Raw genomic sequence first — 12,650 nt, 5'->3', positions numbered from 1 at the left:
CCAGGACCTGCCATGAAACCGTCGATCCTGGGCCTCTGCGCCCTGCTCTCCGCTGCCCTGCCCATGACGTCCAGCTACGCTGACGTCATTACTCTGAGGTTTTCCCATGTGGTGGCACCGGAGACCCCCAAGGGCAAGGGGGCTCAGCTGTTCCAGCAACTGGTGGCGCAACGCCTCGCCGGTCAGGTCCAGCTGGAGGTGATGCCCAGCGGCACGGCCTTCGACGACGCCAGCGAATTGCAAGCCCTGCAGGACGGTAAGGTCGATATCCTGGCACCGGCGATCAGCAAGCTCACCGACCTCAGCCCCAAGCTCAAGCTGTTCGACCTGCCCTTCCTCTTCGAGAGTCGCGCGGCCCTCGATCACTTCCAGGCCCGCCCCAGTGGTCGCCAGCTGCTGCAGAGCCTGGAACCGGCCGGCATCATCGGCCTGGCCTACTGGCCCAACGGTCTCAAGCAACTGTCGGCGCGCAAGCCCTTGCGCGAACCCGTCGATGCCAAGGGGCTGGTGTTCCGCATCCAGAATTCCGAGGTCTTGCAACGCCAGTTCGAGGCCCTCGGCGCCACGGCGGTCAAGCTGCCCTTCAACCAGACCCTGCAGGCGCTCACCAGCGGCACCGTCAATGCCACCGAGAACACCTGGTCCAACTACTGGAGCCAGCGCCTCGACCAGCAGCAACGCTATTTCACTGAAAGCAATCACGGTGCCCTGGACTACCTGCTGATCGTCAAGGCCGACCGTTGGCGTACCCTACCCTTCGCCGTGCGCAGCACCCTGGAGGAGATCATCGACCAGGTGACCTTCGAGGTGAAGAAGCAATCCGAGGCGGAAAACCAGCGTGATCGCGCGCGCATCGCCGCCGCGGGCGGTAGCGAGATCATCACCCTCACCCCCGAGCAACGGACGCGCTGGCGTGAGGCCGTGCGTCCGGTGTGGCAGCGCTACGAAGGCGAACTCGGCGCCTCCCTGCTCAAGGCCGCCGAGAACTCGAACTAGAACCGTTGCTGCGGCGGCTCGGCCCAGCGGCGCAGGGGCAAGCTACCCGGCTCGCGGCACTGCAGATCGCGAAAGGGGCCGGCGACTCGGACCCAGCCCGGCCCCGGCGGCGTCTGAGTACAGAATTCCTGACCGTCCGCGTTGCTCCGCCAGCGCCAATAGGCCGCTGGCTCGGCGAAGGCCTCGGTGCCCAGCAGACCCAGCACAATGATCGCCAGACGCCTGCTAGCGGCCCATCGGAACCTCTCGCGCGATAACCATGTCGAGTTCAGGGTAAGCCTCCCGAATTCGCACAGGATCTCTGCCATGTCGCTGTCCCTCTTGCGTAGCAAACCTACCCTCCTCGCCCTGGCTCTGGTGGGTGCCGGCCTTGCCCTGACCGGCTGTGCCCGCGATCCGGAAAAACGTTCACTGGGCGCCGAGGCGGTCAGCAATGCCAAGAGCATGGCGCGCACCGATGCCGACATGCAGAAGGTGCTGAACAAGTACGCCAGCTTCGATCCTAAAGCCGTGGAGAAACTCACTGCCCAGGAGGCACGCAAACAGCCTACCATCGCCGATGCGGTCAAGGGTGTCCTGCAGGACCAAGGTCGTCCCACCCAACCCGAGGCGCTGGTCCCAGGCGTGACCAGCGTCGACCGCGCCGTGGACGGTGCCGCCGGCGTGCTGCCGGCGCGCATCTACACCCCCGAAGGTCAGGGTCCCTTCCCGGTCATCCTCTACTTCCACGGCGGCGGCTGGGTGTTCGCCGATCGCAACGTTTACGACGCCGGCGCCCGCAGCCTGGCCAAGCAGGCCAATGCCATCGTGGTCTCGGTGGATTATCGCCAGGCGCCCGAATACAAGTTTCCAGCGGCCCACGACGACGCCCTGGCCGCCTACCGTTGGGTGACCACCCACGCCGGCTCGCTCAATGGCGATCCCCAGCGTCTGGCCCTGGCCGGTGAAAGCGCGGGTGGCAACCTGGCGGTAGCGACCGCGGTCGCCGCGCACAAGGCCGGTCTCACCGCACCCAAGCACGTGCTGTCGGTCTATCCGGTGGCCCAGACCAACACCCACACCCCATCCTATGAGCAGTACGACGATGCCAAGCCGCTCAATCGCCCCATGATGCTGTGGTTCGTCGAGCAGGTGACCCGTTCGCCCGCGGACCTCAAGGATCCACGCCTGGATCTGACCAAGGCCGATCTCGCCGGCCTGCCGCCGGTGACCATCGTCAATGCCGAGATCGATCCCCTGCGTGACGACGGTGGCTTCCTGGAGACCGCCCTGCGCCAGGCTGGCGTCCAGGTGGAGCGCAAGGTCTATCCAGGCGTCACCCATGAGTTCTTCGGCACCGCTGCCGTGGTGCAAAAAGCCAAGGACGCCCAGGCCTATGCCGGCAGCCGCCTCAAGGCCGACCTGGGCAAATAATCGCAGCTCGCTCGTCCTGACCACCGCCGGCCCAGTGCCGGCGGTGTGCATTCAGTCAGGAAATAATAGCGGCCCTGCTTCGCGCATGAAGATCTCACAGGTCTTGGGCCCTACCCCCTTCAGCCGCTGCAGACGTGACTCGAAATCCACACGGTCCGTACTGGCGTCACGCAATCTCACAAAGCTCCCGCCATACGCCTCCTGCAGATGGTGACAGACGTCCAGCAGGCGCGTCGCCGTGCTCTCGTCATAACGCCGGTAATGCCCTTCGCCAAGATAGCCGACCAGTTGCCGCCAGCTGAGATCGAGCAGCTTGCGCGGCGTGTCGCGACCGTACTTGCGATAGAGCACCGTCCAGGCTTGAGCGGCGATATCCTGGGAGATGCGTTTGCCGAACAGGTAACTCGCCAGGAACCAGCCAAACAGCGCCGGTTCGTCGTCCACCGCCAGCGTCAGGCCGAGATCGGCCGCCGAAGTCGTCTTGCTCAAACCGTATCCCTCGCGTAGGCGTCTTGCCTAGGAAGGCTCTCTGCCGCCTGGGGTTCGACATCGGCGACGGCCGGCAGGCTACTGGCGGATCACCTGGCCGCGTTGCGGCGCGAGGCGCGCCAGCAGGGCATTCTGTGTCCGCTCCGGGACGCCCTCACGCTGCATGGCCAGTTGCAGGTCTTCTACCAGCGCATTGAAGTCGGCGGGTTGCAGGTTCAGACCGCGATGACTTTCGTTCATGCTCGCCCCTTCATAGCGACAGGGACCGCCCGCATCAGCGCAGAATTTCTGGATGAGCAGACTGCGCAGGCGCGCGATATCGACATTGGCGAAGTAGTGCCGGATCCGCCCGTCACGCGCTACATTGAGCAGCATGCCCTCGACGATTCGGGTGATGCCGGGCTGGCCACCCAGCTCCTGATAGAGCCGATCACTCGCCGGCGGCTGGGGCGTGCACCCCAGCATCAGCAGCAGCGCCGCCAGTACCAGCGTTTTCCCCTGCATCAGTAGCTCCCCTGCAGCGACAGATAGAGACCCTGCTGATCGTCCAGGGTGGCGATCTCGCCCAGCCAGGCATAGGCCAGCACCAGCGACAGGTGCTTGTTGGGGAAGTAACCGACGAAGGTATCCACCCAGTCACTCTCCCGGGTGAAGGACAGATTCTGCGGCTTCTCGCGATACTCCATGCCCACCGCCCAGCGAGGATTGAAGAACACCGCGGCCGAGCCTTCCTTGAGCCATTGACGGCTGTCGTTGCGATCGCCGCCGAAGCCCAGCAGGCCCATCTCGTTGGCGCGGCTGTACCTGAGACCGACGTTGATCAAGAGGTTGTAGCCGAAGGCGCCGCCCAGCAACAGCCGACTGGCGCCCAGGTAGCCCTCGACATCGCTGTCGCGCCGTGCGCCCACGGCAGCAGGAATGCCGAAATCCCGTTGATGCTTGTACTGCACGCCCAGGGCGATCTGCGGCAGCCGGTCGTAGATCAGGTCGCCCGCCAGGCGCACCTTGGCGCCGACGATATCCTGGCTGAGGCTGTCTTCTTCGAGCTTCATCAACCGCCGCAGGGTCGGCATGTCCAGCCGCTGCCGCGCATAGGAAATCTCCACCCGATTGTCGTAGGCCACCGCCAGGCCGGCCGCATCGAGCCGGTAGTCACCGGTCCACACCCGGCTGGCGAAGGCGGTCGCGCCGGGCTGACCGCTTTCGCCATAGCCACCGATCACCGCCCAGGGCGTGATGCCACCGCCCGCGGCGCCTTCCAGACTGCTGGCTCCCCCAGTGGCCAACAGCTTGCCGCCATCTGCCTGGACGCCGGTCGCCAGCAGCAGCCCGGCCAGTAGCCAGCCGCGGCTCATGACAGCGCTTCCAGCACCGGCATGCTCTGCCGTTCCATCCAGGCTTCGAATTCAGCGGCCGGCACGGGACGGCTGATGTAGTACCCCTGGATCACATCGCACCCCCAACTGCGCAGCAGGGCCAGCGCCCGCGCCTCCTCGACACCCTCGGCGACCACCTCCAGGCCCAGGTTGTGGCCCATCTCGATGGTCGAACGCACGATGACGGCGTCATCGTTGCCCGGCGCCAGCTCCTTCACGAAGGACTGGTCGATCTTCAATTCGTCCACCGGCAGCCGCTTGAGGTGCGCCAGCGACGCCTGGCCGGTGCCGTAGTCGTCCACCGATAGCCGGATGCCGAGGATGGACAGCCGCGTCAGCAGCGCGATGGCCGCTTCGGGATCGGCCATGATGGCGCTCTCGGTGATCTCGAAGGTGAGCTGCCGCGCCGAGACGCCGGCGTCATCGAGCCAACCCATCACCCGCTCGGGCAGCTGGGTATCGGCGAGATCCACCGCCGAGACATTCAGCGACACCTTTACCTCGCGGCCCTGGGTCTGCCAGAGCGCCAGCTGCCGGATCGTCGCCTGGATCACCCAACGGGTGAGTCCGGCCATGCTGCCGCTGCGTTCGGCCAGAGGAATGAATTCGCCCGGCGAGACCATGCCCAGCTCGGCATGGCGCCAGCGCAGCAAGACCTCGGCCTGGTGCGGTCCGCTGCCCTGCAGGGCCACCTTGGGTTGGAACACCAGCATCAATTCACCCCGCTCGCCCGCCAGCGGCAGATCCTGGACCAGTTGCAGACGCCGCTGCTGGGCCGCATCGCGCCCTTCATCATAGACCCGCAGGCGATCCGGCAACTGCCCGGCGTCGAGCATGGCACTGCGCGCCCGCTCGATCAGCTGGTTAGGGTCGCCGTGGCGCGGATACTCGACGACGCCGATCCGGCAACTGAGGCGGAACAACTGCCCTTCCCACTCGATCGGCTCGGCCAGCGACAGGCGCAGCTGCTCGGCGAGTCCCACCGCGCCCTCCAGGCCCATGCGACAGGCCTGGACGAGAAATTCGTCACCTACCGGGCGCGAAACGCAGCCCCGGCCGGCCAGCAGCACCTGGGCGCGCTCGGCCACCATCCTGAGGATGCGATCGCCCCCGGCGACCCCGGCGCTTTCATTGATCGCCTGGAAACCATCCAGCCCCAGGTACAGCAGCGACACCTGGGACTGGGTGGCGATAAAGACCCGCAGCCGCTCTTCGGCCAGCAAGCGATTGGGCAGACCGGTCAGGGCATCGTGCAGGGCATTGTGATTGAGGCGCTGCTCACGCTCGGCGATTCCCTGGCGCATCTCCTCGAGCACCTGCGCCAGCCGACCGAATTCGTCCTGCCGCGGCACTTCCACCTTGACCGCGTAATCGCCCTGACCGATCCGCCAGGACATGACCGACAGCCGCCGCAGCGGCTGGGCCAGGTTGCGCGCCAGCCATAACGCCCCCAGCAGCGCCGCCAGCAGCGCCCCTCCGGCGATCAGCGCCAGCTGCCTGAGCAAGGGCTCGAACTCCGCCAGGGCGACGTCGAGGGCGCGCAGCAGATAGACGTACACCGGATGGTCCTGGGTCCCCAAGGTCAATCGCTTGACCTGATAGAGCCGGCCACCCAGGGTCAGCTGCCAACCGTCGTCGGTCCCTGATGCCCGCGCGAGTTCCTGCACCAGCTGCCGCCCCTGCTCGTCCGGCAGGGTACTGGCCATGAGCGCGGCTTCGCCAAGGAAGACCACGTCCAGGTTGATCAGCGAGCGAAACTCCTGGGCCATGGCCTGATCCATGGCAAAGCTCATCACCACCTGGGCGATGGGCAAGGGCGCGCGGACCGGAACGGTGACCCGCAACTGTGGCAGGCCGGTGCCCGCCAGCACACAGCTGCCATCATTGACCGCCCCCACCGCGCCGGGGAGGCGCTCGCCTTCGCTGTGCGCGGCCACGGTGCTGGCGATCAACCGACCGTCCATATCCAACAGATAGGTATCGCCCGCGCCGACCCGGGCGCCATGGTTGGCCAGCACCGAGCGCAGCGTCGGTACATCGCCACTGGCCACGGCGTCGCGAAAGCCGAAATCGGCGGCGAGCACGCGCACGGCGTCGTTCAGCCGCCGGCAGTGACCGTCCAGTACCTGGCGGAACACCCGCGCCCCGGTATCGAGCTGGTCATAGGACTGCCGTACGGCACTGGCCTCGGTGGCGGCCTTGACCGTCAGATAGACCAGGGTGATGACCACCAGCATCAGCAGGAAGAGACTGCCGGCGATGCGGGTCTGGAAACTATGGATGAGCTTCATCGTGCGTGGCCTTGTGGAAGGCATCCTCGAAAGCCGAGCTCGCCGGTTCCTCCGGCTGCGGCTTCGGCTGAATCGCCAGCTGGAGTTTCAGGGTCACCGGCTTGCCCGCCACATCCAACGCGGGCTGGGCGACCTCCTGCCGGTCGCTGAGGTCGGGATGCCAGAGCGCCAGCTGATAGTGACCGTCCGGCGCCTCCAGGCGGGCGCGGCCCTGGCTGTCGGTCACGGCAGAGCGCCCGGCAGCGGTCACATAGACATAACCCACCATCCAGTCGTGGATGTTGCAGCCCACCACCACCACGCCCGGCTGGTCGAACACCACCGGGGTGCTGGGAATCCCGTGATAGAGCGGCAACTCGAAGCGCTTCGGGCTGGAAAAGGAATAGACCTGGTGGCGGATATCATCGGTATTGGGAAAGCTCACCGCCGTCCCGGTGGCGACTGCCAGGACATGGGGGACGAACCGCCGATTCTGCTGATCAATGGCCGCCGGCTGCCGCTCGGGCACCAGCCCCTGGCCCGACAGCATCACCACGGCATTGGCCAGGGGAGCGCCCTGGCTGTCGACCACCTGTACCGCGACCTCAGCCGCCTGTGCCGTCCCCAGGCCCAAGGCCAGCCATCCCGCTACCACCCAATGCTTGTCCACCCGCTGCTCTCCACCGCGCGCCTTTCGGATCTCTCACCGGCTTTGCGGCGTGACCTCAGCTTTAGCGGCAGTGCCGGGGGAATCTTTATCGTGGCAGCGACCACTCGTTGCGCCGACCGTCGCACTTCGAGCGGTACCCGGCGGTCAAGAAGGACAGATCTTTGCCTGCGTTGAAAAACCAGCGCCCTCGCCCCATGTTGGCCCTACATCCAAGCCCAAGGTACGCCAATGAGCGATCAGGATAACCAAGCGGACATTCTCAGCGAAGAAGCCGGCCAGACTGGTCTGGTGCTGCCCGGCCAGAATCTTCCCGACAAGCTCTACGTCATTCCCATCCACAACCGCCCCTTCTTTCCGGCGCAGGTTCTGCCCGTCATCGTCAACGAAGAGCCCTGGGCGGAAACCCTGGAGCTGGTGGCCAAGACCGACCACCACTGCCTGGCGCTGTTCTACATGGAGCAGCAGCCCGGCGATGCCGAGGGCTTCGATCCCGACCAGCTGCCGCAGCACGGCACCCTGGTGCGCATCCACCATGCCACCCGTCAGGACGGCAAGCTGCAGTTCGTCGCCCAGGGCCTGTCCCGGGTGCGCATCCGCGGCTGGCTGCGTCGGCAGCGCCCACCCTATCTGGTGGAAGTCGAACACCTGCGCCCCAGCCCCGATCCCAGCGACGAGGTGAAGGCCTACGGCATGGCGCTGATCAACGCCATCAAGGAGCTCTTGCCGCTCAATCCGCTCTACAGCGAAGAGCTGAAAAACTATCTCAATCGCTTCAGCCCCAACGATCCCTCGCCGCTGACCGACTTCGCCGCCGCCCTCACCACGGCGCCGGGCGACGAATTGCAGCAGGTGCTCGATACCGTGCCCATGCTGCAACGCATGGAAAAGGTTCTGCCGCTGCTGCGCAAGGAGGTCGAGGTCGCACGTCTGCAGAAGGAGCTGTCCGCCGAGGTCAATCGCAAGATCAACGAACGCCAGCGCGAATTCTTCCTCAAGGAACAGCTCAAGCTGATCCAGCAGGAGCTGGGCATCACCAAGGACGATCGCAGCAGCGATATCGAAAGCTTCCGCCAGCGCCTGGAGGGCAAGGTCCTGCCCGAGGCAGCGCAGAAGCGCATCGACGACGAGCTGAACAAGCTGTCCATCCTCGAGACCGGCTCGCCGGAATACGGCGTCACCCGCAACTACCTTGACTGGGCCACCGACCTGCCCTGGGGCGTCCATGGCCAGGACAAGCTCGACCTCAAGCACGCGCGCAAGGTGCTCGACCGCCACCACGCCGGGCTCGACGACATCAAGAATCGCATCCTCGAATTTCTTGCCGTGGGCGCCTTCAAGGGCGAAGTGACCGGCTCCATCGTGCTGCTGGTGGGTCCGCCCGGGGTGGGCAAGACCAGCATCGGCAAGTCCATCGCCGAATCCCTCGGCCGGCCCTTCTATCGCTTCAGCGTCGGCGGCATGAGGGACGAAGCCGAGATCAAGGGCCATCGCCGCACCTATATCGGTGCCATGCCCGGCAAGCTTGTCCAGGCGCTGCGCGACGTCAAGGTGATGAATCCGGTCATCATGCTCGACGAGATCGACAAGATGGGCCAGAGCTACCAGGGCGATCCCGCCTCGGCGCTGCTGGAGACCCTGGACCCGGAACAGAACGTCGACTTCCTCGACCACTACCTGGATCTGCGCCTGGACCTGTCCAAGGTGCTGTTCGTCTGTACCGCCAACACCCTGGACTCCATCCCCGGCCCGCTGCTGGACCGCATGGAGGTCATTCGCCTCTCCGGCTATATCGCCGAAGAGAAGCAGGCCATCGCCAAGCGCCACCTCTGGCCCAAGCAGCTGGACAAGGCCGGGGTACCCAAGGATCGCCTGACCCTCACCGACAGCGCCCTCAAGGCCCTGGTGGAAGGCTATGCCCGCGAAGCCGGCGTGCGCCAGCTGGAGAAGCAACTGGGCAAGCTGGTGCGCAAGGCGGTGGTCAAGCTCATCGAAGAGCCCAAGCTCAAGGTCAAGATCGGTGCCTCGGATCTCGAGGACTATCTGGGCATGCCGCCCTTCCGCAAGGAGCAGGTGCTGTCCGGGGTGGGCATCATCACCGGCCTGGCCTGGACCAGCATGGGCGGTGCCACCCTGCCCATCGAGGCGACGCGCATCCATACCCTGAACCGGGGCTTCAAGCTCACCGGCAAGCTGGGTGACGTCATGAAGGAATCCGCCGAAATCGCCTACAGCTACGTCACTGCGCACCTCAAGGACTTCAAGGGCGATCCGAGTTTCTTCGATCAGGCCTTCGTCCACCTGCACGTCCCTGAAGGCGCCACGCCCAAGGACGGCCCTAGCGCCGGCGTCACCATGGCCTCCGCCCTGCTGTCGCTGGCGCGCAACCAGGCGCCGAAGAAGAACGTGGCCATGACCGGCGAGCTGACCCTTACTGGTCAGGTGCTGCCCATCGGCGGGGTCCGGGAAAAGGTCATCGCGGCACGCCGCCAGAAGATCGGCGAACTGATCCTGCCGGAGGCCAACCGCGGTGACTTCGAAGAGCTGCCGGCCTATCTCAAGGAAGGCCTGACCGTTCACTTCGCCAAGCGCTTCGCCGACGTGGCCAAGGTGCTCTTCTAGTCTGACCGCTCGACCTCTTGGGGTATGCTCTGCGTTTTGCCGTCATACCCCGGAGGTTTTCATGTCCAACCGTCTTCTGTTCTGCGGCTGTCTGCTCCTGGCCGGCTGCAGCAGTACCCAGCCGAGTGGCAACCTCATCCTGGGTGACGACAGCGACTGCACCCCGCTGGTCATGCACACCGGCCAGGAACTGACCCTGACCCTGCCCAGCGATCCCACCAGTGGCTACCGCTGGACCATCCTCCAGCGCAGCGACAACCTCAAGCAACTTGGTCCGGAAGTCTTCCGCGAAAGGCGCCAGGATCAGGGCGGCATCGGCAGCGCCGGGCAGTCCCTCTGGCGCTTCCGCGCCCAGAGCGCCGGCAGCGCCCAGCTCGAACTCCAGGCGCGCCAGCCCTGGGATGCCGAAGCCGAACCCCAGGCCCGCTTCGACTGCCGCATCGAAATCCGCTGACGCCACGTCCTGCGGTGCCTGCGGGGGGTACAATGCCCCCTTTCGATTTTCCAGGTACCGCCCATGAGCGAAGCCGACCGCCTGTTCGCGTCGCCGCAGCCTCCTGCCGACTTCACCTTCAACGAAGACGTGGTGCGCGTCTTTCCCGACATGATCAAGAGATCCGTGCCGGGCTATCCCACCATCGTCGAGAATCTCGGCGTCATCGCCGCACGGTTCGCCCAGCCCCATAGCCGTCTCTATGACCTCGGCTGTTCCCTGGGCGCCGTGACCCAGGCCCTGCGCCGCCATGTCCGCGCCGAGGGTAGCCGGGTGGTGGCCATCGACAATTCCACCGCCATGGTCACCCGCTGCCGCGAATACCTCAGCGCTCAGGATTCGATGCACGAGGAGTTGCTGCCGGTCGAAGTGGTGGAAGCCGATATCCTCGACGTCCCGCTCGAATCGGCCTCGGTGATCGCCCTCAACTTCACCCTGCAATTCATCGCCCCGGAACAGCGCCTGGACTTGCTCAGTCGACTGCGCGCCAATCTGCTACCCGGTGGCGCCCTACTGCTGTCGGAAAAGATCCGTTTCCCGCAGGCCCAGACTCAGGAATTGCTCAACGGCCTGCACCTGGACTTCAAGAGAGCCAACGGCTACAGCGAACTGGAAATCGCCCAGAAACGCACCGCGCTGGAAAACGTCATGCTGACCGACACCCTGGACGAACACCGGGCGCGCCTGCAGGGTGCCGGCTTCACCACCGTCGTGCCCTGGTTCCAATGCCTCAACTTCACTTCCCTGATCGCTCTGCCATGACCGCACCTGCCTACCTCGCAACCCTACAACAAACCCTGGCGGACACACCGCTGGCCGGCTGGTCCCAGGGGCTCGAAAGCGTTCTGGCCGCCAAGTACGCCCGCGGCCATGGTGACCTGCAACGCTGGCAAGCTGGCGTCGACGCCCTGCCCGAGATCGCGGTGGAAGGTATCGACCTGCGTGAGGCCGTGCGCCTCGCCGGCTTTCCTTCCGCAGAGCAGCACCAGGCCCTGCGCGAAGCGCTGCTGCAACTGCGGCCCTGGCGCAAGGGCCCCTTCCAGCTGTTCGATCTTCATCTGGACACCGAATGGCGCTCCGACTGGAAATGGGACCGGGTCGCCCCCCATCTGGATCTGCAGGGCAAGCGTGTTCTGGATGTCGGCAGCGGCAACGGCTACTACCAGTGGCGCATGCTCGGCGCGGGGGCCAGCCTGGTCCTGGGCGTCGATCCCAACTGGCTGTTCCACTGCCAGTTCCAGGCCCTGCGGCGCTATCTCCCCGACCTGCCCACCTGGCACCTGCCGCTGACCCTGGAAGAGCTGCCTGCCCTGAACGGCGGCTTCGACACCGTCTTTTCCATGGGCGTGCTCTACCATCGCCGCTCGCCCATCGATCACCTGCTGGACCTGAAGAACTGCCTCGACAGCGGCGGTGAGCTGGTCCTGGAAACCCTGGTCGTCGAAGGCGATGCCACCACCGTCCTGGTCCCCGAAGACCGTTATGCCCAGATGCGCAACGTCTGGTTCCTGCCCTCCGCGGCCGCCCTGCAACTCTGGCTGCAACGCGCCGGCTATCGTGACATCCGCCTGGTGGACCTTACCCCTACGACCGTAGACGAACAGCGCTCCACCGAATGGATGGGCTTCCAGTCGCTACCGGACTTCCTCCACCCCGAGGACCCCAGCCGCACCGTCGAGGGGCTTCCCGCCCCCTTGCGCGCCACCCTGATTGCCCGCAAACCCTGAACGCAAAAAGCCCGGCGCAGGCCGGGCTTTTTCTTGCTCTCGTAGATTGGGCTGAGCACAGCGAAGCCCAACATCCGGAAGCCAACCTCGCCCCCTCAACGCCCCTTCGCAGCTCGCTTGATCCCTGCAGCAGACCTGATCGTTGGGCTTCGCTGTGCTCAGCGCCAACCTACACCGGCCCCTTGCCGCGCTTCAAACACGACAGCCCGGCGCAGCCGGGCTGTCTGCGCTCTTGCTCTTGCAGGCCCCAAGCAGCACCCTGTTTGTCGGTTAGCCCTCAAGCCTCTCGTTGCACCGCTCTAGTCCACTCTCCCCCCGGGAGAGGGCTAGGGTAAGGGCAACCTCAGCCGCATGACTGCCCGGCTTCCGCTGGCAGGGCTATCGGCCCAGACGCCTTGGCGTCCAGCCAAACTTTTCCCGCCCCAAAGACAACACCCCCGCCAGAATGAACTGAGCGGGGGTGCTGGGTATTAGGCGCTTGACGATGACCTACTCTCACATGGGGAAACCCCACACTACCATCGGCGATGCATCGTTTCACTTCTGAGTTCGGGAAGGGATCAGGTGGTTCCAATGCTCTATGTTCGTCAAGCAATT

12 protein-coding genes and 1 rRNA gene are annotated in these 12,650 nt (G+C 65.4%); 6 read left to right on the top strand and 7 right to left on the bottom strand.

The features are described from left to right. Positions 1 to 12 precede the first annotated feature (12 nt). Positions 13 to 996: a DctP family TRAP transporter solute-binding subunit gene (locus tag LRS53_RS00065; RefSeq protein ID WP_231354373.1), complete on the top strand. Its 984-nt coding sequence runs from the start codon at positions 13 to 15 to the stop codon at positions 994 to 996. On the opposite strand, the gene LRS53_RS00060 is transcribed toward LRS53_RS00065, so the two are convergent. Beyond that, positions 993 to 1,202 carry a hypothetical protein gene (locus tag LRS53_RS00060; protein ID WP_017639836.1) on the bottom strand — a complete coding sequence of 70 codons (210 nt, stop codon included), beginning with the start codon at positions 1,200 to 1,202 and terminating at the stop codon, positions 993 to 995. The two genes, LRS53_RS00065 and LRS53_RS00060, sit on opposite strands and share 4 nt — an antisense overlap. A gap of 100 nt (positions 1,203 to 1,302) precedes the next feature. Between LRS53_RS00060 and LRS53_RS00055 the strand changes: the two genes are divergently transcribed. Then, positions 1,303 to 2,409, top strand: a complete 1,107-nt coding sequence (locus LRS53_RS00055) for an alpha/beta hydrolase (protein ID WP_231354371.1) — start codon at positions 1,303 to 1,305, stop codon at positions 2,407 to 2,409. Positions 2,410 to 2,460: 51 nt separating this feature from the next. Here LRS53_RS00055 and LRS53_RS00050 read toward each other — a convergent pair whose 3' ends face one another. The 5 genes from LRS53_RS00050 to LRS53_RS00030 all read right to left on the bottom strand — a co-directional run bounded on the left by LRS53_RS00050 (position 2,461) and on the right by LRS53_RS00030 (position 7,214). After that, a complete protein-coding gene (locus LRS53_RS00050) occupies positions 2,461 to 2,898 on the bottom strand; it encodes a DNA methylase (protein ID WP_231354356.1) in 438 nt (145 codons plus the stop codon). A gap of 78 nt (positions 2,899 to 2,976) precedes the next feature. After that, positions 2,977 to 3,402, bottom strand: coding sequence for a group I truncated hemoglobin (locus tag LRS53_RS00045; RefSeq protein ID WP_231354350.1), 426 nt, complete (start codon positions 3,400 to 3,402; stop codon positions 2,977 to 2,979). Beyond that, positions 3,402 to 4,253, bottom strand: a complete 852-nt coding sequence (locus tag LRS53_RS00040; RefSeq protein WP_231354348.1) for a DUF3034 family protein — start codon at positions 4,251 to 4,253, stop codon at positions 3,402 to 3,404. The genes LRS53_RS00045 and LRS53_RS00040 overlap by 1 nt, the downstream gene beginning before the upstream one ends. Continuing rightward, entirely contained in the window at positions 4,250 to 6,565 is a 2,316-nt protein-coding gene (locus tag LRS53_RS00035; protein WP_231354346.1) for a putative bifunctional diguanylate cyclase/phosphodiesterase, read from the bottom strand. The genes LRS53_RS00040 and LRS53_RS00035 overlap by 4 nt, the downstream gene beginning before the upstream one ends. After that, positions 6,549 to 7,214, bottom strand: coding sequence for a methylamine utilization protein (locus LRS53_RS00030; RefSeq protein ID WP_231354343.1), 666 nt, complete (start codon positions 7,212 to 7,214; stop codon positions 6,549 to 6,551). The genes LRS53_RS00035 and LRS53_RS00030 overlap by 17 nt, the downstream gene beginning before the upstream one ends. A gap of 228 nt (positions 7,215 to 7,442) precedes the next feature. On the opposite strand from LRS53_RS00030, the gene lon reads away from it, so the two are divergent. From lon to cmoB, 4 genes are all read left to right on the top strand, one after another. Continuing rightward, the gene (gene lon / locus LRS53_RS00025) at positions 7,443 to 9,833 is read left to right on the top strand and encodes an endopeptidase La (RefSeq protein ID WP_231354341.1); all 2,391 of its coding nucleotides are present in this window, start codon (positions 7,443 to 7,445) and stop codon (positions 9,831 to 9,833) included. 61 nt (positions 9,834 to 9,894) lie between these two features. Beyond that, the gene (locus LRS53_RS00020) at positions 9,895 to 10,287 is read left to right on the top strand and encodes a protease inhibitor I42 family protein (protein WP_231354338.1); all 393 of its coding nucleotides are present in this window, start codon (positions 9,895 to 9,897) and stop codon (positions 10,285 to 10,287) included. Between the two features lie 63 nt (positions 10,288 to 10,350). Next, positions 10,351 to 11,088: a carboxy-S-adenosyl-L-methionine synthase CmoA gene (gene cmoA, locus LRS53_RS00015; protein ID WP_231354335.1), complete on the top strand. Its 738-nt coding sequence runs from the start codon at positions 10,351 to 10,353 to the stop codon at positions 11,086 to 11,088. Further along, positions 11,085 to 12,053, top strand: a complete 969-nt coding sequence (cmoB, locus tag LRS53_RS00010; RefSeq protein ID WP_231354325.1) for a tRNA 5-methoxyuridine(34)/uridine 5-oxyacetic acid(34) synthase CmoB — start codon at positions 11,085 to 11,087, stop codon at positions 12,051 to 12,053. The genes cmoA and cmoB overlap by 4 nt, the downstream gene beginning before the upstream one ends. Before the next feature lie 476 nt (positions 12,054 to 12,529). Here the strand turns inward: cmoB and rrf are convergent. Further along, a 5S ribosomal RNA gene (gene rrf / locus LRS53_RS00005) occupies positions 12,530 to 12,645 on the bottom strand. Between the last annotated feature and the right edge of the window lie 5 nt (positions 12,646 to 12,650).

This window comes from Pseudomonas sp. PLB05 (assembly GCF_021106615.1).
In the GTDB taxonomy this organism is placed as follows: Bacteria; Pseudomonadota; Gammaproteobacteria; order Pseudomonadales; family Pseudomonadaceae; genus Chryseomonas; species Chryseomonas benzopyrenica.
Note: the sequence above shows the minus strand (reverse complement) of the source record. Positions and strands in the feature narration are given on the sequence as shown.

Excerpts from the sequence above, each read along its gene's own strand:
- LRS53_RS00035 (WP_231354346.1), bottom strand. The coding sequence starts at position 6,565 with ATGAAGCTCATCCATAGTTTCCAGACCCGCATCGCCGGCAGTCTCTTC.
- cmoA (WP_231354335.1), top strand. The coding sequence starts at position 10,351 with ATGAGCGAAGCCGACCGCCTGTTCGCGTCGCCGCAGCCTCCTGCCGAC.
- lon (WP_231354341.1), top strand. The coding sequence starts at position 7,443 with ATGAGCGATCAGGATAACCAAGCGGACATTCTCAGCGAAGAAGCCGGC.
- LRS53_RS00045 (WP_231354350.1), bottom strand. The coding sequence starts at position 3,402 with ATGCAGGGGAAAACGCTGGTACTGGCGGCGCTGCTGCTGATGCTGGGG.
- LRS53_RS00055 (WP_231354371.1), top strand. The coding sequence starts at position 1,303 with ATGTCGCTGTCCCTCTTGCGTAGCAAACCTACCCTCCTCGCCCTGGCT.
- LRS53_RS00020 (WP_231354338.1), top strand. The coding sequence starts at position 9,895 with ATGTCCAACCGTCTTCTGTTCTGCGGCTGTCTGCTCCTGGCCGGCTGC.
- LRS53_RS00040 (WP_231354348.1), bottom strand. The coding sequence starts at position 4,253 with ATGAGCCGCGGCTGGCTACTGGCCGGGCTGCTGCTGGCGACCGGCGTC.
- cmoB (WP_231354325.1), top strand. The coding sequence starts at position 11,085 with ATGACCGCACCTGCCTACCTCGCAACCCTACAACAAACCCTGGCGGAC.
- LRS53_RS00065 (WP_231354373.1), top strand. The coding sequence starts at position 13 with ATGAAACCGTCGATCCTGGGCCTCTGCGCCCTGCTCTCCGCTGCCCTG.